Genomic DNA, 19,280 nt, shown 5'->3' with positions numbered 1-19,280 from the left:
ATACGGCAGCGCGTCGAGATCGGCGCGCGTACTTCTCATCGCACTGTCGGCAACTGCATCGATCGGTTGCGACATATCCGCCAAATGTCTCAGGATGAGAATATGGCGCACGACTGGCTGCTGGACGAGCACCGATCCGACCGGGCTCGAGACCGTCTCATTGCCGCAGCGGCGGTACTGATTCGCCGTAACGGTGTCGACAACTTCGACATCAACGAGCTGGCCCGCGGTGCGCACTGTTCACGCGCGACCGTCTACCGACATGTTGGCGGCAAGAAGGCGATCATCGACGCAGTGCTTGCCGCGTCGTCGATACGGATCACCACCACCGTCGCCGCGCGTACGGCGCGCTTGCAAGGCGCGGAGCGCTCGGTAGCTGCCATCACTGTGGCCCTGCAAGAGGTGCGCCGTGACAGAGTGATCCAGCAGCTCCTGGCATCACAACGGTTCTTCAGCACTGCCCCGGAAGCGTTGGCATCCCCGGCCATAACCGAAGCCGCGATCACGCTGTTGGGACTCGCCGAGCGTGACATCGCACAAGCTCAGTGGATCATTCGTGGCTTCATGGCCCTGGCGACATGGCCGATGCCACCCGAGCAGGAGTCAGCAGCGGTCGACGCGCTGGTGGGTGGCGTCATGCGGAGCGACCGTTGATGCGCGCCGCGGAGGCGCTGGTGCCACTCCACCGAGCCGGTACTAGTGAGACGCCTCCGAGCCGGCTTCGCTCGCCAGATCCCGGACGACGCGGAGATCTTCAACGAAGGCGTCGAAGGCCCGCTCGCGCTGATCAGTGGGTCCGCGGAGAATCGACGACGGGTGAACGGTCGCCACCACGGACTCGGAATGGTCGGGGCCGAGGTCTCCGTCGGCGCCGAGATCGAAGCGTTCGCCACGGTGCCGGGTGAGCCGGAAGCCGGTGCCCAGCAGGGCCTGTGCGGCCGTGGCGCCCAGACACACGACGATGCGCGGCGAGATCGCACCGAGTTCGGCCAGCAACCACGGCCGGCACGCGATGACCTCGCCGCGGTTCGGCTTCTCGTGGATGCGCCTCTTCTGGCCCGCCGCACGGGTGAACTTGAAGTGCTTGACCGCATTCGTGACGTAGGTGGTCTCCCGGTCGATGTCGGCGGCGTCGAGTGCGCGGTCGAACAAGCGGCCGGCCGGACCGACGAACGGTTCGCCAGCACGATCCTCCTGGTCACCGGGCTGCTCGCCGACGAACATGATCGTCGAACCGGGCGAGCCCGCCCCGAAGACCGTCTGGTCGGCATCGCGATACAGGTCACAACCGCGGCAAACGCGGGTCGCCGTCGACAGCTTGTCGAGGTCGCGCGAATCGGGCACGAACCGCTCTGCTCCTATGTGGGCCATCCGCACCACTCTCGGTGAGAGTGTCGTTCGCCGGGCTCGCTCACCGACGGGATCGTCGAGCCAGTCCGAACAGCCTCCGGATCGCGACGCCTGCCAGGGCCCCGGTGATCACCCACGGACCGCCCACGATCAGCGGATCGATTCAGGTGTGGTTGGTGTCGACTCGGGCGCTGCCACGACGGGACGACCACCCGTTGTGACTGAACTCGGACGCGATCCCGGTTTCGGTGATCGGGTTGTCGGGGCGCGCACTGGCGAAGGATGTAAGGTGCGCCTCGACCGACGCCACTCGGTCGGCGTAGAGAAGGATCAGCCAGTGTGCCGCGCGGCCCTCGCTGTAGCGATAAGCGAACTTCCGAATCGCTCCGGAGAGCCCGCGTGGCGGGGTAGACGTGCCGAAAACCGTTGGGAGAAAAGCGTGTTCATTCGATCGTTCGCGCGGCCAGCGTTCGGGCTGGTCGTCCGGGACGGTCCAGTGGACACCGGGCGCCGGTTCGACGGGTAGTTCACGGGGCACCGATGGGCGGTTCGCGGTGTCCAGATCGACTCCCCAGCCGGGTATGCGGTCGACGAGAGCGGTGGTGTCGGGATCGTTGGGTCGGTCAGCGGGATAAGCGGGCATGGCGTCCTCCTCAGGCGGCGTCGGCGACGATGATGGGCTTGATGCAGTCGTCGAGCTTCGCGGAGAAGATACGGTAGCCCTCAGTGATGCGCTCGAGCGGAATTCGATGTGTGACAATGTCATTCGGTTTGAAATAGCCGTTGCGGATGTGGTCGAACAGTCTCGGCCACTGCCGTTTGACCGGGCACTGATTCATGTTCAGGGTGAGTCCCTTGTTCATGGCGTCGCCGAACTTGACCGCGCTGAACATCGGCCCGTACGCCCCCATGACCGAAACGGTGCCGCCTTTGCGGACCGCATCGATGGCCCAGTTGAGGGCGATCGGTGACCCGCCCTGCAACTTGAACTTGGACGCGGTCACGTGCTGGAGGAAATTGCCGTCGGCCTCGGCGCCGACGGCGTCGATCACCCGATCCGCACCGATGTTGTCGGTGATGTTCTTGAGATGGACGATGATGTCGTCGTATTCGGCGAAGTTGTAGGTCTCGGCGTGAGCGAACTGAGCCGCCTTGTCCAGGCGATACTGCAGATGGTCGATGACGATGACCCGTCCGGCACCCATGAACCAGGCCGACCGCGCGGCGTACAGACCGACCGGTCCGGCACCGAACACGATGACGGTCTCGCCCTGACGGATGTCGGCGAGCTGGGCTCCGAAGTAGCCGGTCGCGAGGGCGTCGGTCAGTAGGAGTGCGTCCTCGGGGTCCATCCAGTCGGGAATGACAGCGGGGCCGACGTCGGCGAACGGGTCCCGCACGAATTCGGCCTGGCCGCCGTCGTATCCACCGCAGGTGTGCGAATAGCCGTAGATCCCGCCGACGGCGGTGGCGTTCGGATTGACGTTGTGGCAGTTGGAATAGAGGCCGCGCGCGCAGAAGTAGCACGTTCCGCAGTAGACGTTGAAGGGCACCATCACGCGGTCGCCGACGCGCAGGTTCTGGACCGAGCCCCCGACTGCCTCGACCACGCCGATGAACTCGTGTCCGAAGGTCATGCCGGGCCGGGTGTCGGGCATCATGCCGTGGTACAGGTGCAGATCCGACCCACAGATGGCGGCGTGCGTCACCCGCACGATGGCGTCGTTGGGATGTTCGATGGCGGGGACGGGCTTGGACTCCACGCGGACTTTGTAGGGGCCGCGGTAGACCATTGCGCGCATGGTGTCTGGACTCATGCGCGCTCGGATACCCCCACGGGTGCCGTACCAACCGCGGCGACGGCGCAATGGGCGCAGACTGGTGTCACGCGCGGGGGTGTAGAAAAGGAACCCGAATCCAGGACAGGCCGCGGGAGGAGATCGTCGATGTCAGTGGTGTCTTATGTGATCGCCGGTTCGGAGGCCAGCGGGGGAGCGGGCATCCAGGCCGACCTGCGCACCTTCGCGCAGCTGGGTACCTACGGTGTCGGGACCATCACCTGCATCGTGTCCTTCGACCCGAACAACGAGTGGTCCCATCGGTTCGTACCGATCGACTCCGGGGTGATCGCCGATCAGATCGAGGTGGCCACCGCCGCGCACGAACCCGAGGTCGTGAAGATCGGCATGCTGGGCACCCCGGCCACCATCTCCACCGTCGCGCAGGCGCTCGGCTCCCGACAGTGGCGCGACGTCGTCGTCGATCCGGTGCTGATCTGCAAGGGTCAGGAACCCGGCGCCGCACTCGACACCGACAACGCCCTCCGCTCCGAGATCTTGCCACTCGCCACCGTGGTGACCCCCAATCTGTTCGAGGCCGCGACCTTGGCCGGCATGGACGAACTGACGTGCACAGACGACCTCGCCGAGGCGGCGCGGCGAATCCATGATCTCGGGCCGAAGGTCGTCGTCGTGAAGGGCGGGGTCGGACTCCCCGGCGAGGAGGCGATCGACGTCGTCTTCGACGGCTCCGAGGTCACCGTCCTGCGTGCCCCGAAGGTGGGCGACGAGCGGGTCTCCGGAGCCGGCTGCGTGTTCGCGGCCGCCACCACCGCCGAACTCACCAAGGGCGCAGGGGTCCTCGACGCCATCCGGACCGCCAAGCAGTTCACCCACGACGGCATCGTCGGCCGTCTCGCCTCGAACGCACCGTTCGACGCCGTGTGGCACGAATCGAGGTGACCCACGGGCGAGTGCTCGGTCGGCCCAGCCCGTCCGGTGTCGCCGGGCTTCTCCCCGGGTAGTCGAGCGACAGCCCGGCGGTCACCGTCACCGTCCGGGACGTCGTCCCGAGGAGAACCCATGTCCGAGACCGTCGCCGACATCGTGCTGCAACGCCTTCGGGAGTGGGGGGTCCGGCAGGTTTTCGGCTACCCCGGCGACGGCATCAACGGCCTGCTGTCGGCCTGGGTTCGCGCGGAGAACGATCCGCAATTCGTCCAATCGCGCCACGAGGAGATGAGCGCGTTCCAAGCCGTCGGGTACGCGAAATTCTCCGGTGAGGTCGGCGTATGTGCCGCGACCAGTGGTCCCGGCGGTATCCACCTCCTCAACGGGCTCTACGACGCCAAACTCGACCACGTACCGGTCTTCGCGCTGGTGGGTCAGACCGAGCGATCCGCGATGGGTGGTGCGTATCAGCAGGAAATCGACATGTTGGCGCTGTACAAGGACGTCTGCAGCGACTTCGTGCAGGTGTGCATGGTGCCCGAACAGCTTCCGAATCTCATCGACCGGGCGATCCGGATCGCGCTCGCCGAACGCGCGCCGACGGCCCTGATCTTTCCCTCGGATGTTCTCGACCTGACCTACGAGCCGCCACGGCAGGCCTTCAAGCAGGTCCCGTCCAGCCTCGGGGTCACGTCGGCGACTCCCGCGCCGGACCCAGACGCGGTCTCGCGTGCCGCCGAGATTCTCAACTCCGGGGAGCGGGTCGCGATGCTGGTCGGCCAGGGCGCACGGGGATGTGCGCCCGAGCTCATCACGGTTGCGGACATCCTCGGCGCCGGTTGCGCGAAAGCCCTTCTCGGGCGAGATGTCCTCCCCGACACGCTGCCGTGGGTCACGGGATCCATCGGCCTGCTCGGCACGACGGCCAGCCATCGATTGATGACCGGCTGCGACACCCTGCTGACCGTCGGATCGAATTTCCCGTACTCGCAGTTCCTTCCGTCGTTCGGACAGGCCAGGGGAGTGCAGATCGACCATTCACCCGAGATGATCGGCATGCGCTACCCGAATGAGCTCAATGTCGTCGGCGACGCACGCGCCACGCTGCAAGCTCTCATCCCGCTGCTCGAACCCAAGACCGACCGCTCGTGGCGCGACAAGGTCGAAGCCGACGTCGAGCGCTGGTGGACGAATGCGGCCGGCCAGGCGATGACCGACGCGGATCCGGTCAATCCGATGCGCATCTTTCACGAGTTCTCGCCACGCGCCCCGTCGAATTGCATCATCACCGCGGATTCGGGCAGTGCCGCCAACTGGTACGCACGGCACATCGTCTTCCGCGCCGAGATGAGGGGGTCGCTGTCCGGGACGCTGGCCACGATGGGGCCGGCGGTGCCCTATGCCATCGGCGCCAAGTGGGCGCACCCCGACCGGCCCGCGGTGGCCTTCGAGGGCGACGGTGCGATGCAGATGAACGGCCTGGCCGAGATGATCACCGTGGCGCACTACTGGCAGCAGTGGACGGATCCGCGGCTCGTCGTCGTGGTGTTGCACAACAACGACCTGAACCAGGTCACGTGGGAACAGCGCGCGATGTCAGGATCGCCGAAATTCGCTGCCTCACAGGAACTCCCCGACGTCGACTACGCGGCCTTCGCGCGGGGGATCGGACTCGTCGGGATCAACGTCGACGACCCGGATGGTCTCGGTACCGCATGGGACACCGCCCTGGCCGCCGATCGACCGGCGTTGCTCGACGTGCGTTGCGACCCGACGGTGCCTCCCGTCCCGCCGCACGCGACCCGCGAGCAGGTCCTCGCCCTCGGCGAGGCGCTGGTCAAGGGTGACGACGATGCATGGGCCGTCGCCAAGAACGCAGCCAGACAGGGAATCCGCCAGTTCCTACCCGGACGGCAGTCCGACAACGACTGACTACACGGGACACCGGCTGCGCCCCGGTCCCGTACTCTCCACCGCATGAGCGGTGAGGAACTCTTCACAGCGGTAGCGGTCGGGTTCGAGGCAGTCGGAGCCTTCGCGATGATCGTGGGAGCGATCATCGCGTGCGTGCTGGGCGCACGTTCGCTCCGTCGGGGAGAGGGTGGCAACACTGCCTTCTCGGTACTGCGCAACACACTCGGAGCAGCCATTCTCCTGGGGCTGGAAGTCCTGGTCGCGGCGGATCTCATCCGCACCATCACGTCCAAACCGTCGATCGAGGATGCGCTCATCCTCGGGCTCATCGTGCTCATCCGTACCGTGTTGTCGATGTCCATCCAGATCGAGATCGAGGGCGTGGCGCCGTGGCGTCGAGCGTTGCTGACCAGCGGTGGACAACTGCTCGGTGCAGCGGTCGCAAACGACGCAGCAGCTGCGCGACCGACAACCGAACGCACCGCGCGACGCGTCGACGGGTAGTGTCGCCACCCGGTCTGGCGCCGACAACGACCGGCGAGGCATCCTGGATGCCGATCACCGACAGACCGACCGAAGGAGTGCCGGGTGACAACGATCCCAGACGAAGTCGATGTCCTCATCGTCGGTGCCGGGATCTCCGGCATCGGTGCGGCCCGCTGGGTGCGAACCGAACACCCTGGCAAGTCGATCGCGATTCTCGAGGCCCGGAATACCGCCGGCGGTACGTGGGACCTGTTCCGCTACCCGGGGATTCGGTCCGACTCGGACCTGCACACCTTCGGGTACGACTTCAAGCCCTGGACCGATCGACAGGCGATCGCCGACGCCCCGCGAATCCTCGATTACCTCCACGAGACGATCGACGAGAACGATCTCGCTCCGCTGGTCCGGTATGGGCATCGGGTGGTGGCGGCCGCGTGGTCGTCGGACGCCGCGCGGTGGACGGTCGACGTCGAACACACTGACACCGGAACGCGAAGCCAGATCAGTGCGCGATGGATCTTCTGTGGCTCGGGTTACTACGACTACGACGCGGGGTTCGCGCCGGAGTTCACCGGCACCAAGACGTTCCGTGGCGAGATCGTGCATCCGCAGCACTGGCCCGAGGACCTCGATTACACGGGCAAGCGGGTCGTGGTCATCGGCAGCGGCGCAACGGCGGTCACGCTGCTTCCCGCGATGGCGGAACAGGCCGCGCACGTGACCATGCTCCAGCGCACACCGACCTACATCCTCCCGCTGCCCCGTGAGGACGCCATCGCCAACACCCTCAAGAAAGTGTTCGGCACCGAACGCGGATACGCACTGACCCGACACAAGAACGTCGCGCAGCAGCGGGTGCTCTTCGAACTGTGCCAGCGATTCCCATCGGTCGCCCGTCGGGTGATCCGCAAGATCAACGAATCTCAGCTGCCCGAGGACTATCCGGTGGACACGCATTTCAACCCCCCGTACAACCCGTGGGACCAGCGGCTGTGTGTGGTGCCCGACGCCGACCTGTTCCGTGTCATCCGCTCCGGGAAGGCCTCGATCGTCACCGACCGGGTCGACACCTTCACCGAGAACGGCATCCGGACAGTGGGCGGGGAGGAACTCGAGGCCGACATCGTCGTCACCGCCACCGGGCTCAACATCAAGATCATCGGCGGCATCGAGCTGAGCGTCGACGGTGAACCGGTGTCCCTTCCCGACACCGTCGTCTACCGCGGGATGATGCTGTCCGGTGTCCCGAACTTCGCGCTGGCGATCGGTTACACCAATGCGTCGTGGACCCTCAAGATCGGACTGTTGTGCGAATACTTCTGCAAACTTCTGGCGCACATGGATTCTCACGGATACGACAGTGTGTGGGCGGTCGCGGACCCCGATATGCCGACTCGGCCACTGCTCGACTTCGGGGCCGGCTACGTCCAACGAGCCCTCGACACCCTGCCCAAGCAGGGAGCTGAGGAGCCCTGGGTGATGTCGATGAGCTACTACGCCGACCGCAAGTTGTTCCGTGGTGACGTCGCCGACGACAACGTCCGATTCGCGCGGGCGGGGGAGCGGGTGCGGTCGACGGTCGGGTAGCGGTGACGACTCGCCGGACGGCGGGCTGAGTCACATCCGCGCGAACCGCACCAGCCAGTAGCAGTAGACGCCGTAGGCGGCGATACCCACCGCGGCCAGGATCATCAGCACCTGCCCGGCGGGCAGGCCGGCCAGTGTCTTGACCGCGCCGTCGATCCCCGTGGCCTTCGACGGATCGGCAGAGGCAACAGCCACGATGACCAGGATGCCGGTGCCGGCCAGAACGACACCCTTGCCGCAGTAACCGATCACGCCCGCGATTGTCGCCGCCTTGTCGTCGGAGATCTTGAGATCGTCGAGGAACGACCGGCTGGCTCCCTTGTAGACGTGGTAGACGCCGACGCCGATGATGATCAGGCCGACCGCGACGAGGACGAACTTGCCGCCACCGGACTGCAGGAGTCGCGCTGTCAGTCCGGCGTTCTCCTGACCGCTCGACTTGCCCTGGCCAGTCGCGAAACGTATTGCCGACCAAGCGAACCCGACGTAGACCACGGCGAGCGACAACGCTTTTCCGCGATCGAACCACTGCTCGGCGCCATCACTGTCCTCGCCCGGTTCGGTGGCGTGGGGTCCGACGACGGCCTCGGCGAGTCGCCACAGCGCGAGTGCTGCGAACGCGACCGCGGCCACCCACAGGACGACGCGGCCGCCGGACGAGTCGGCGAAGATCCCCAACGCACCCGACTGGTCGGCGTTCCCGCCCCCACCGAACGCGAGGCGCAGGATGATGTAGGCGATCAGCAGATGGAGCAGGCCGCTGACGGCGTGGCCGGCACGCGCCAAGCGTTCGAACCAAGGGCTGTCGGTGGCGCGGTCGACCGCGCCGGTCACTTGATTGCGGCTCATCGCGCCACGTTCCTTCCGCCGTTCGACCGATCTGGTGCCCGGCCGGTTCCACTGACGTTACGGGGTGCCGGCCGGTCGCTCACTTCCCGTGCGAGTTACGCAGGGCCCGAGCCTGTTCGATGTACTTCTGGTCCTTCTCGTCGTTCTTGTCCGACGCCGTGGTGTCCCGAGGCGGCAGTTGCAGGTGCTCTTCGGCCGGCATCCCCGCCTGTAGCTGTCGGCCACGTTCGAGTTCGGAGTCGAACTCGGCCCCGAACAGCAGCGCGAGGTTCGTCAGCCACAGCCACAGCAGGAAGACGATGACTCCCGCGAGTGCGCCGTAGGTCTTGTTGTAACTGCCGAAGTTCGAGACGTACAGCGCAAATGCCGCCGACGCGACGATCCATGTGACGATGGCCAGCACCGCACCGGCGCTGATCCACCGGAACTTCGGCTGCTGCACGTTCGGGGTTGCCCAGTAGAGAATGGCGACGATCAGGATGACGAACAGCAGGAGGATCGGCCAACGGACGATGTTCCACACGGTCAGCGCGGTCTCGCCGAAACCGATGGCGTCTCCGATCGATTTCGCGATCGGTCCGCTGACTGCCAGCATGAGTGCCACCGCGGCGGCAAGGACAAGTGCTACGAGCGTGACGAGCAGCATGATCGGCCGCAGCTTCCAGAGGGGACGACCTTCGTCGATCTCGTACATCCGGTTCATCGCGCGTCCGAACGCCCCCACATAACCCGACGCGGACCAGAGCGCGCCGAGCAGACCGAGTACGAGCGCGAAACCGGCGCTGGGGGCGGCCACGAGTTGTTCGACAGGGCCCCGCAACGTGTCCACGGCCGACGACGGTCCGAGGTCGTCGACCATCTGCAGGACGGCGTCGGTCGTCTTCTCGCCCTGACCGAACACACCGAGCAGCGAGACCAGCGCGAGGAGCGCCGGGAACAGTGAGAGCACGGAGTAGTAGGTGAGCGCCGCTGCCAGATCGGTGCACTGATCGCGCGAGAACTCCCGCGCGGTCTTCTTCAGCACGAAGAGGAGCGACGGCTTGGTCAGGTCCGTGGGGGAGTCCGGCTTGCGCGGGTCATCGGGGTCGGCGGATCCGGGGTCGTCGCGAACGTCCGGTTCAGCTGAGGCGGGTTCCTTGTCAGCTCGTTCAGCGGCGTCATCTCGTTTCATCCCCTACGCTTAACCGGCGAACGCGCAAGCCAAACCCGGCCGACGTCGGCGCACCCGTCACCTGTGGGTCAGCGCACGTGGCCGCAGGCGTCGTCGACCGCGCCCTGCAGATCTCGCTGGATCCAGCGGGTCACGGCGGCGGGTGTGTCGTCTCGACGGGCGCCGAGGTCCACCAGTTCGCCCAGAGCGACAACGGGCCGGCCACCACCGGCCGGGTAGGCGATCCCGGCGGAGACCAACCACAGTCCGACACCGTCACGCAGGGCTCGATGGGCGATGTGGCCGATCCCGGTGCCGAGCCGCTGAACCTCCGTCGGGTCGCCCTCGTTGCAGGTCCCCTCCGGAAACACCGCGATGCTGTCCCCGCGCGCCATTCGTTCGACGCAGACGGCGATCATCTGACGCCCGGCGTCGGCCGCAGCTCGCACTCCGTGGTCCTTGCTGCGAAACACCGGGATCCCGCCCAGAGTGTCGATCTTCTTTCGCTGTTCCGGATCCTGGAACAGTTCGTCTTTCGCGAGGACACGCAGGCTGCCTATCCGGTGCCGCAGCGGTGACCGGAAGCCTGCAGCTGCGAGGACCAACGGGTCGCGCTCGGAGACATGATTCGCCGCAATGAGCAGCGGAGCCCCGCTGCGCACGGCGCGGACGATCGCCTCCCGCGAACGAAAGCGCACGACCGGCCGGATTCGGGCGGCGAGCACCGCGTACATCATTCGCGCCCGGGCGCGGTCCTGCTGATGGGTCAGGTAGTGCTCGTATACCGCCTGTGCCTCGGACAGCTCGACCTTCACCTAAGTTACGGTACCGTAGGTTGCGGCCCCGCGGTGCCGCAACGGGACTACACATGACAGCCCGGGTACAGCTCCGAGGTCAATCGGGGACGACGACCGCCCGGCCACGCAGTTCGTTCGAGGCCAACCGACGGTAGGCCTCGAGCCCGTCGTCGAGGGAGAACTTCTCGACGGCGACCTCCAGGACACCGTCGCGCGCGAGGTCGAGGACCTCGATCAGTTCGTGCCGCGCACCCCAGTACGGCGCCCGAACGGACACCTCGTAGGGCTGGGTGAAGAAGCCGACCTTCGCAGCGGCGACACCGTCACCGATGCCGACGATCACGACGTCGCCCAATGTGCCGACGATTCCCATCGCGGTGTCGATGGTCGGCTGCAAGCCGACGAAGTCGAATACCGCGGTGGCGCCGTCGTTTCCGGTGATCTTCCGGACATTCGCCACGGCGTCGGCATCGCTGAGAACGGTCTCGTGGGCACCCACCTCGCGTGCGAACGCAAGCTTGTCCTCGCTGAGGTCGAGGGCGATGATGCGCGCCGGGGTCAGATGGCGTAACAGCTGAATCCCGATGTGCCCCAGTCCGCCCGCACCGATGACGACTGCCGTGGTGCCGCCGACGAGCTTCGGTAGCGATGGTTTGATCGCGTGATACGGCGTGAGCCCCGCGTCGGTGAGCGGTACCGCGGCAATCGGGTCGAGATCACCGAGCGGAACGAGGTGCCGGGCGTCGTCGACGATCATGTAGTCGGCCATCGCGCCTTCGTTGCCGAGCCCGGGTGGAGTGATGCCGAGCTCGGCCGCACGACTGCAGTAGTTCTCGAACCCACGCGAGCAGAAGTGACAGACCCCGCAACCCCAGGGGCCGTAGACCGCCACCGCGGTTCCCTCGGTCAGCGACGTCACACCGCTTCCGATCTCGGCGACCACACCGGCTCCCTCGTGCCCGAGCGTCATGGGTAACGGATAGGGAAAACCCTCGGCGGGCATGTTGAGCACGAAATCGTCAGAGTGGCACGCACCGGCTGCAGTCACCTTCAACAACACCTGGCCGGGGCCGGGTGTCGGCTTGTCGACCTCGCGGAGCTCGGGCGGACTTCCTGGCTTGACGATCTGGATGGCTTTCATGCCGGACACCTCTCGGTTCGAGTCGTTTGCGTGCTCTCCCGCCTTCCGGTCTACCCGCGTATGGCTGTACGCGCATACGTCGGCGGGAAATGAGACGCGAATTCCTGCTGAACCGCGGCACAGGTGGACAAGCCGATCAGAAGCCGGGACGGACCACGGAGTTCGATGTCGCGGCGTGTCGGGTGCATCAAACCCCTTGGGGCAGAGTCAATCAGCCGAGACGACAGCCGGAGTCGGAAGAGGACCGGATGCACTCTGGAGTACGGGTGGACCGGACAACGCTGCGACTCCGGGTCACCATCGTCGCGACTGATTCCGCGCGGCGCACCGCACACACTGCCGGGTGGCCGGCAGGACTTCGAGGCGCTCGGCACCGATGGGTTCGCCACAGTCCTCGCACCGGCCGTAGGCACCCGCGCCGACCCGGTCCAGGGCGGCACCGATCTCGTCGAGCCGGACTCGCGACCGTTCCAGCTGCGCAACCAGATGGCCGCGTTCCACCGCGAGAGTCGAACCCTCCGGATCGTGCTCGTCGTCGGCCGCCGCGTCGCTCGTCGCCTCGAGCACCGCGGCCAGCCGGGACGACAACGATTCGATCAGCGCGGCGGTTCGTTCCCGTTCTGCGAGCAGCGCATCTCGCGACTCGTCGTCCTGGCTCGAGGTCACCGTGGGCCCACCGAAGTCGTCTCGCTCAGGTGCCGCAGAAGGTCTGGAAGCTGTCGCTGAACGCCTGCGGGGCCGGCGCCGCGTAGTGAGCCCATTCGGAGCGGCGTTCGAACGGATGCGTGACGGGATCCATCAGCCGCGTGAACGGTTCCAGATCGCCGTCGGTCGCGGCGCGCAGAGCGGCGTCGACCTGATGGTTGCGCGGGATGTACACCGGGTTCACGGTGTCCATCGTCTCGGCGACCGCAGCGGGCTCGCGCCCGAGACGGGCGAGTTCACGGCGCCATCGTTCCAGCCACGGACCGATCTGCGCGCGCGGCATGAGGCTGATGATCGGGACCTGATCTCCGCGGAGTTCGTCGGCCAGTGCCCGGAAGGTGCCTGTCCAGTCCGCGCGATGATCACGCATCAGGGTCAACAGGTCGGCGACCAGTTCGGGTTCGGAAAGCGCTTCTGTCAGACCGATCTTCGACACCATGCCGGTGGCGAAATGGTGTTCGTACCGCGCCTCGTACGTGGCGAGCACGTCCGACGCCGCAGCGATCGCCTCATCGGGTGTCGGGGCCATGAGCCTGAGCAGGGTTTCGGCGAACCGCGCCAGATTCCACTTCAGGACGGCGGGCTGATTCCCATAGGCGTATCGGCCCGCGTGGTCGATCGAGCTGAACACCGCCGACGGGTCGAAGGCGTCGAGGAAGGCGCAGGGCCCGTAGTCGATGGTCTCACCCGAGATCGTCGTGTTGTCGGTGTTCATCACGCCGTGCACGAACCCCACCAGCATCCACTGGGCCACCAGTGCGGCCTGACGTTCGAGTACGGCTTCGAAGAACGCGAGATACCGGTTGCCGCCGCCGGCCTCCGACGCTTTCGCGAGCTCCGGGTAGTGGCGGCTGATCGCGTAGTCGGCGAGTTGTTGCGTCAGGTCGGTGTTCCGGATTGCGTACTCGAAGGTGCCGACACGGAGATGGCTGGCGGCGATCCGCGCCAACACCGCGCCGGGCTCGGCCCCGGTGCGTTGGATGTCCCGCCCGGTGGCCACGACCGACAGCGAACGCGTGGTCGGGATCCCCAGGGCGTGCATGGCCTCGCTGATCAGATACTCGCGCAGCATCGGCCCGACCACCGCGAATCCGTCGCCACCTCGGGAGAACGGAGTACGCCCAGAACCCTTGAGCTGTAGGTCGACTCGTCGACCGCCGCGGTCGATCAGCTCCCCGAGCAGCAACGCCCGGCCGTCCCCGAGGAGCGGTGTGTAACCGCCGAATTGATGCCCCGAGTAGGCGGTGGCGACAGGGACGGCATCGGCGGGCGCGGCCGCACCCGACAGAAGTGCGACACCGTCGTCGGATGTCAGTGCCGGGATGTCGAGGCCCAGGTCGTCGGCGAGTGACTCGTTGACGACGAGCAGTCGGGGGTCAGGCGTCTCGGCACCCTGCCACGGCACGGTGAAAGGCGTCAGCTCGTCGACGAAGGTGCGCTCGAAGCCGGTGATCGCGGCGCTCGTGCGGGCGGGAGTATCGGGAGAGACGGACACCCCTCGAGGGTAACCAGTTTCCGGACCGGCAAACCGGCTGCGCAGAAGGGGCGAGGGAGGAGTGTCCACCTCACTCGCCTCGGACGGCGATCAGGCCGCCAGCGCCGCGCCGCAGATGCCGCAGGCCTCGAAGTTGCGCCGATTCCACCGGGCGATCGGGATGAAGAACACGCTGAACTGGCTGTATTCACGCATCCGCGCCCACTGGGTGGTGTTGTGGCAGCGGGGACAGGTGCGGGTCTGACCCGCACCGAGAGGCTTCTGCCTACGGCCATATCCGAACAAGAAGAACACGCCGCCATCGTAGAGTTCGCGGCTCGCGGCGGCCGGTCACGCGCCGCGGTAGTCGATCACGGGCGGCGGACCAAGAGGTCGTTCTCGGCTGTGAAACCGCATTGCTTGTACAGGTCTGTCGATGCTTCGGTCGGGTTGAGCACCACCTTCGCGTATCCACGGCCGTCCGCGGTCGCGACGGTATGCCGGACCAGCTCACGTCCGATCCCGGAACCGCGGAACGCCGGGCGGACGTACAGATGACCGAGATAACCCCATCGGCCGCCGGCGCCCTGCCGGGGACTCGGCATCCGGGCGTGTTCGGTCAAGCACACCATTCCCACGGTCATGTCGTCCGTGCCCGCGGTCCAGACCGTTCGTCGCTCATCGTCCAACCAACTCGCAACCGCGGCGGCGAAGGCGGTATCGCCAAGCCACGGCCCGACGGAGCGATCGTCTTCGTACGCCCACTCCCAGCGGAGCTCGGCCACAAGGTGGGAGTTCTGCGAAGGTTGAATTCGTACCGCGTGTCGACCGGTCACCCACCCAGGGTGACCGATGACGGTCGGCGGCTGCGCGTGCGGCACCGCAGAAACTCCGCGACCACCGCCGGCCTCGCGGAGAATGGACGAGGCCGGAGGTGCTCGCCATCTGTCGAGACGCATCGGGTCGGCGGGCATCGGTACGCTCGGTGGTGTCCGTTTTGTCGGCCTGACGTCACCGCCACCGGGCTGCGGACTCGCGAAACCGGAGGGAAGCATGGAAGCACTGATCCTGATCGCCGTCATCGTCGTGATCGTCGTCGGGGTGGTGGTGTTCGCCCAACAGCGTTCCGGCGCCAACGCGGCCCGCACCCTCGAGGACGCGAAAGCCGACGCACGACAGGTGATCGAACGTCTGGGCGGCCAGGTATTCATGCTGGTCGGCGACGGCCCGGCATCGAAACAGGCGCTGGCCGACGCGGGGGAGCGATACACCGCGGCGGGGTCTCAGATCGAGCAGGCCAATTCGCCGGTGCAGGCGCGGCTGGCCAAACAGACTGCGATCGAGGGGCTCTACTACATCCGTGCGGCTCGGGCCGCCATGGACCTCGACCCCGGTCCGGCGATCCCCGAGCTCGACGGGCAGAAGAGTGCCGGTGCGGTCACCGAGGACCGGACCGTGGAGTTCGAGGGACGAAAGGTCGCCGCATCGCCCAACCCGTCGGAGCAGACGCCCAACTACTATCCCGGCGGCCGCGTCGCCGGCAGGCCGGTGCCCGCCGGCTGGTACTCCGAGCCGTGGTGGAAACCGGCTCTGGTCGCCGGCGCCTGGGGACTCGGATCGATGTTCCTGTTCTCGGCGATGTTCTCCGGCATGGCGGGCGTCCCCTATGACGCGCAGTCCTTCGAGAGTGGCGCCGGCGACGGTTCCGACGGTGGCGCCTTGGAAGGCGGTGACTCCGGCGACTTCGGCGGTGGTGACTCCGGCGACTTCGGCGGCGGAGATTTCGGTGGCGGGGACTTCGGCGGGGGAGGCGACTTCGGCGGTGGCGACTTCGGGGGGTTCTGAGCGGCCGCCCTCCGCGTGACTCGGCTTCGCTTGCCGGGTGTCAGGTCGCCGTGGGTGCCGCGACGACGGACAGCAACCGGAGCTTCTCGACACTCGCACTGCCCGGGGTCGCGGTGTAGACGAGCAGCGAATGCGAACACCGCGGGTCGACCAAGATCTGGCAATTCAGCTCGAGCAAACCCACGTCGGGGTGCACGTACCTCTTGATCTCGCGAGGCGCTATACCCACTTCGTGCCGTGCCCAGATCTCGCGGAACTCTTCGCTCTCGCCTGTGAGCCGTTCCGCGAGCGACGCCGCATACGACTGCGGGCCTCGTAGCGCAGCCACTCCTCGTAGTCCGGATACGTACATACGTGAGTAGAAGTCGTGGTCGTCGGACGGGTGCAATTGGCGAGCCCGCGGATCGGTGAACCACCGATAGCCGATGCTCCGCGCCGGCCCGTCGAACCGCATGAGGTCGCCGACCAGTGCCGCCCCGAGTCGGTTCTGGCGCAACGTCTCGCCGAGTTCGGTGACGATCTCGGCCGGGGTGTCGGCGAGCCTGTCGAAGATCCGCATCATGCCCGGGGAGATGTGCTCGCGGTCGGGTCCGCGCATGGGCGGCCGGTGGCCGGCGAGGTGGAACAGGTGGTCTCGCTCCTCGACGGAGAGGTGGAGGCCCTGAGCGATGGCGGCCACCATCTGTGGCGACGGTTGCGGGCCGCGCTCGCGTTCGAGTCGTGAGTAGTAGTCGGCGGACATGTGACACAGGGCAGCCACCTCTTCGCGACGGAGTCCACCTGTGCGACGGCGCTGCCCGCGAGGCAGTCCGACGTCTTCGGGCTGAAGGGCGGCACGCCTCACCCGAAGGAAGCCAGCGAGACCGGGTCGATCGATCATTCGGCCATTCTTGCGCGCCCGGAACCGCGGAGCCACGGATCGACAGGCCGTGGATAACGGTGCGACCCGCCACAAGACTGGAAGCGAGAACATTCCGAGTCCGTCAGGAGCTCCGCATGACACGAAACAGCAGATACAGCCTGTCCATCCCCGATCTCACGGGCCGTCGAGCGGTCGTGACCGGCGCGAGTGACGGCATCGGGTGGGAGATCGCGAATGCGCTCGCCGGCGCCGGTGCGGAAGTGGTCGTGCCGGTGCGTGATCCGAACAAGGGGGCGAGGGCGGTCGAGCGCATTCGTGATCGTCACCCCGCCGCCACACTCACGATGGAGGAAGTCGACCTGTCATCGATGGCATCGGTCGAGGCGCTTGCCGGCAGGCTCCGGGCGGACGGCACACCGATCGACATCCTGATCAACAACGCCGGGATCATGACTCCGCCGAAACGCCTGACCACAGGCGATGGATTCGAGGTCCAGTTCGGCACCAACCACCTAGGACACTTCGCCCTGACCGTCGCGGTGCTTCCGCTGCTCCGGTCCGGGAAGGCACGGGTGGTCTCGCAGACGAGCATCGCGGCAAAACGAGGCTCGATCAATTGGGATGATCTGAACTGGGAGCGCCACTACGACGCAATGAAGGCCTACCGCCAGTCCAAGATCGCGTGCGCGCTGTTCGGACTCGAACTCGGACGCCGAAGTCGCGCTGCCGGTTGGGATGTGACGAGCGTGATCTCCCATCCGGGCGTCGCCCCGACCAGCCTTCTCGCCGCTCGTCCTGAGGTCGGCAGGACCGCGCCGACGAGCGGCCGGCGGGTGATCGAGTGGATGTCGCGGCACGGCGTCGGTGTGGGCACCGTCGAAACCGCTGCCCTCCCAGCACTGATGGCGGCGACGCAGCCGGAGACGCCCGATGATGCGTTCTTCGGACCACGGTGGCCCGGTGACGCCGGCGGGCCGCCCGGAGTACGGCAACCCTGGCAACCGTTCCGTGATCGCGAAGCGGCATCGCGTCTGTGGGCGGTGTCTGAACAGCTCACCCGGGTGACAGCGGGCTGAAGACGGGCCTCCCGGCGCCGATGTGCGATCGTCAAGTGGTGTGTGCCACCTGCGGACCGAAGTCGACGCAGGTGACACACCGGCAATGAGCACTTGTGGTGCTTTCCACTTGAGGTCTGAGGGACGGCAGGTTCAGGAGAAGAGCGTCAGGAATGTCGCTGCCGAGGTCGCGCACAGCAGCGCCGCGATCGTGACGCCTGCATACGCGTGATCGGCAATCGGGGTCTCGCGTGCCTTGACCGACGATGTGCGTGTCGGGGTGCTGGCCTCTGTCACAAGTTGTCCCTCCGAAGACCCGTTACCTTCCCCGAGAACATTAGGGCCGCGAACGTTTCGCAGAGACCCGGCGGCGACGTTCGAGGCCACACCGATGCGAAGGGTCACGAAACGATAACGGTCATAGCTACTAGGTTTGAACTGCGCAAACGGCGAAGCGCCAATGGCGCGACGCAGGGATGGGTAACGTTGATTCGCACGCATGTGCGACAATGGCGCGGTGAGTTCACAGACGAGGGCCGGCTTGAGTCCCGACGACCTGGAGTCGCTGTCCGCGGCACTCGCGGCCGGTAAGCGAGCCACGGTCTATCTGCGCGATGCGATGCCATCGCTGAACCTGGAGGCCGGCGCCTCGGCGCGAGTCGTGTCGATCGACGGTACGACAGTGACGGTGAGCCCGAGGGGCGTCGACGACCAGTTGCCCTTCGAAGCCGACGAACTGCGACGTCACCGACCGGCGGCCGCCACCACTGCGACCGCTGCGGTTCGTCGACGCACACCGGAACCGGCGCCCCCGAAGCCACAACCGACGTCGTCATCGAAAACAGATGTCGAGGAATCGAATTCCGCCCGCCCGTCCCGAAAGGCGCGTCCTGCGACGGATGCCCCGCCGAGGGCGGCGGAGTCGGCGCCTGCGACGACCAGGTCGTCGCGAAAGGCCAAGACGCCGACCGCGCCGACCACGGTCACCATCACCGCGGCAGGGGAGAGCACGTGGACGCTGTCGGTTGCGGTCGGGACCAGAAAGCTGGCGAAACCCGTCGAGATCACCGCCGACCGGGTGGCCCGGGCGATGCGGGAGCTCGATGACGAGACCGCGATCGCCGCGGTCGACGCCGTCATCGAATCGGCCCGAACGGCCGCGCAACGCCGCATCGACGAACTCAGTCAGGAACTCGAAGCCGCGCGGGCCGCGCTGGCCAACCTCGACGGGTCCGTCGACGACCAGCGCGGCCTCGCTCGCTGAGGAGCGCCCGGAGCTCGCGAGGGCGACCCCCTGCTCCCTGAGGAGCGCCCGGAGCTTGCAAGGGCGACCCCC

The 19,280-nt window shown here is 66.8% G+C and carries 20 protein-coding genes and 1 pseudogene; 8 read left to right on the top strand and 13 right to left on the bottom strand.

Features of this window, described 5'->3' with window-relative positions; translation table 11 throughout:
- Positions 1-102 precede the first annotated feature (102 nt).
- The gene (locus A9310_RS07100) at positions 103-654 is read left to right on the top strand and encodes a TetR/AcrR family transcriptional regulator (protein ID WP_065630029.1); all 552 of its coding nucleotides are present in this window, start codon (positions 103-105) and stop codon (positions 652-654) included.
- A gap of 42 nt (positions 655-696) precedes the next feature.
- Here the strand turns inward: A9310_RS07100 and A9310_RS07095 are convergent, their stop codons facing one another.
- The 3 genes and pseudogenes from A9310_RS07095 to A9310_RS07085 all read right to left on the bottom strand — a co-directional run bounded on the left by A9310_RS07095 (position 697) and on the right by A9310_RS07085 (position 3,152).
- Positions 697-1,371, bottom strand: a complete 675-nt coding sequence (locus A9310_RS07095; protein WP_065629981.1) for a UdgX family uracil-DNA binding protein — start codon at positions 1,369-1,371, stop codon at positions 697-699.
- 145 nt (positions 1,372-1,516) lie between these two features.
- A pseudogene (locus A9310_RS07090) lies at positions 1,517-1,993 on the bottom strand (hypothetical protein); the annotation flags it as partial.
- Positions 1,994-2,003: 10 nt separating this feature from the next.
- Positions 2,004-3,152: a zinc-dependent alcohol dehydrogenase gene (locus tag A9310_RS07085; RefSeq protein ID WP_065629980.1), complete on the bottom strand. Its 1,149-nt coding sequence runs from the start codon at positions 3,150-3,152 to the stop codon at positions 2,004-2,006.
- Between the two features lie 144 nt (positions 3,153-3,296).
- Here A9310_RS07085 and A9310_RS07080 point away from each other — a divergent pair, with 144 nt between their 5' ends.
- From A9310_RS07080 to A9310_RS07065, 4 genes are all read left to right on the top strand, one after another.
- Positions 3,297-4,091: a PfkB family carbohydrate kinase gene (locus A9310_RS07080; protein ID WP_065629979.1), complete on the top strand. Its 795-nt coding sequence runs from the start codon at positions 3,297-3,299 to the stop codon at positions 4,089-4,091.
- A 120-nt stretch (positions 4,092-4,211) separates the two neighbouring features.
- Positions 4,212-6,011: a thiamine pyrophosphate-requiring protein gene (locus tag A9310_RS07075; protein WP_065629978.1), complete on the top strand. Its 1,800-nt coding sequence runs from the start codon at positions 4,212-4,214 to the stop codon at positions 6,009-6,011.
- Positions 6,012-6,056: 45 nt separating this feature from the next.
- Positions 6,057-6,497, top strand: coding sequence for a DUF1622 domain-containing protein (locus tag A9310_RS07070; protein ID WP_065629977.1), 441 nt, complete (start codon positions 6,057-6,059; stop codon positions 6,495-6,497).
- Between the two features lie 84 nt (positions 6,498-6,581).
- A complete protein-coding gene (locus A9310_RS07065; protein ID WP_058250535.1) occupies positions 6,582-8,066 on the top strand; it encodes an NAD(P)/FAD-dependent oxidoreductase in 1,485 nt (494 codons plus the stop codon).
- A gap of 30 nt (positions 8,067-8,096) precedes the next feature.
- Here the strand turns inward: A9310_RS07065 and A9310_RS07060 are convergent, their stop codons facing one another.
- The 8 genes from A9310_RS07060 to A9310_RS07025 all read right to left on the bottom strand — a co-directional run bounded on the left by A9310_RS07060 (position 8,097) and on the right by A9310_RS07025 (position 15,141).
- On the bottom strand, positions 8,097-8,915 hold the full coding sequence (locus A9310_RS07060) for a DUF1206 domain-containing protein (RefSeq protein ID WP_058250536.1): 819 nt from the start codon (positions 8,913-8,915) through the stop codon (positions 8,097-8,099).
- Positions 8,916-8,994: 79 nt separating this feature from the next.
- Positions 8,995-10,086 carry a YihY/virulence factor BrkB family protein gene (locus A9310_RS07055; protein ID WP_058250537.1) on the bottom strand — a complete coding sequence of 364 codons (1,092 nt, stop codon included), beginning with the start codon at positions 10,084-10,086 and terminating at the stop codon, positions 8,995-8,997.
- Between the two features lie 68 nt (positions 10,087-10,154).
- Complete coding sequence (locus A9310_RS07050) at positions 10,155-10,880, bottom strand: 1-acyl-sn-glycerol-3-phosphate acyltransferase (RefSeq protein ID WP_065629976.1); 726 nt, start codon at positions 10,878-10,880, stop codon at positions 10,155-10,157.
- 79 nt (positions 10,881-10,959) lie between these two features.
- Positions 10,960-12,003, bottom strand: coding sequence for an NAD(P)-dependent alcohol dehydrogenase (locus tag A9310_RS07045; RefSeq protein ID WP_058250539.1), 1,044 nt, complete (start codon positions 12,001-12,003; stop codon positions 10,960-10,962).
- Between the two features lie 294 nt (positions 12,004-12,297).
- Entirely contained in the window at positions 12,298-12,669 is a 372-nt protein-coding gene (locus A9310_RS07040) for a TraR/DksA C4-type zinc finger protein (protein WP_058250540.1), read from the bottom strand.
- A gap of 25 nt (positions 12,670-12,694) precedes the next feature.
- Positions 12,695-14,203, bottom strand: a complete 1,509-nt coding sequence (locus A9310_RS07035; RefSeq protein ID WP_065629975.1) for a YdiU family protein — start codon at positions 14,201-14,203, stop codon at positions 12,695-12,697.
- A 90-nt stretch (positions 14,204-14,293) separates the two neighbouring features.
- Positions 14,294-14,497 carry a zinc-ribbon domain-containing protein gene (locus A9310_RS25025; RefSeq protein ID WP_078113866.1) on the bottom strand — a complete coding sequence of 68 codons (204 nt, stop codon included), beginning with the start codon at positions 14,495-14,497 and terminating at the stop codon, positions 14,294-14,296.
- Positions 14,498-14,553: 56 nt separating this feature from the next.
- Positions 14,554-15,141, bottom strand: a complete 588-nt coding sequence (locus A9310_RS07025) for a GNAT family N-acetyltransferase (protein WP_078113872.1) — start codon at positions 15,139-15,141, stop codon at positions 14,554-14,556.
- A 94-nt stretch (positions 15,142-15,235) separates the two neighbouring features.
- Here A9310_RS07025 and A9310_RS07020 point away from each other — a divergent pair, with 94 nt between their 5' ends.
- The gene (locus A9310_RS07020) at positions 15,236-16,027 is read left to right on the top strand and encodes a hypothetical protein (RefSeq protein ID WP_058250604.1); all 792 of its coding nucleotides are present in this window, start codon (positions 15,236-15,238) and stop codon (positions 16,025-16,027) included.
- Between the two features lie 40 nt (positions 16,028-16,067).
- Here the strand turns inward: A9310_RS07020 and A9310_RS07015 are convergent, their stop codons facing one another.
- Positions 16,068-16,907, bottom strand: a complete 840-nt coding sequence (locus A9310_RS07015; RefSeq protein WP_065629973.1) for a helix-turn-helix transcriptional regulator — start codon at positions 16,905-16,907, stop codon at positions 16,068-16,070.
- A 116-nt stretch (positions 16,908-17,023) separates the two neighbouring features.
- On the opposite strand from A9310_RS07015, the gene A9310_RS07010 reads away from it, so the two are divergent.
- Positions 17,024-17,965 carry an SDR family oxidoreductase gene (locus tag A9310_RS07010; protein ID WP_065629972.1) on the top strand — a complete coding sequence of 314 codons (942 nt, stop codon included), beginning with the start codon at positions 17,024-17,026 and terminating at the stop codon, positions 17,963-17,965.
- Between the two features lie 132 nt (positions 17,966-18,097).
- Here A9310_RS07010 and A9310_RS25835 read toward each other — a convergent pair whose 3' ends face one another.
- Positions 18,098-18,241 (bottom strand): hypothetical protein, encoded by a 144-nt coding sequence (locus A9310_RS25835; protein ID WP_165630011.1) that lies wholly within the window; start codon positions 18,239-18,241, stop codon positions 18,098-18,100.
- Positions 18,242-18,443: 202 nt separating this feature from the next.
- On the opposite strand from A9310_RS25835, the gene A9310_RS07005 reads away from it, so the two are divergent.
- Positions 18,444-19,208 carry a DUF6319 family protein gene (locus A9310_RS07005; protein ID WP_065629971.1) on the top strand — a complete coding sequence of 255 codons (765 nt, stop codon included), beginning with the start codon at positions 18,444-18,446 and terminating at the stop codon, positions 19,206-19,208.
- Positions 19,209-19,280: the final 72 nt, after the last annotated feature.

The organism is Gordonia sp. UCD-TK1, assembly GCF_001691435.1.
Taxonomy (GTDB): Bacteria; Actinomycetota; Actinomycetes; order Mycobacteriales; family Mycobacteriaceae; genus Gordonia; species Gordonia hongkongensis.
The sequence above is the reverse complement of the archived record's forward strand: the minus strand, read 5'-3'. Positions and strand labels throughout refer to the sequence as shown.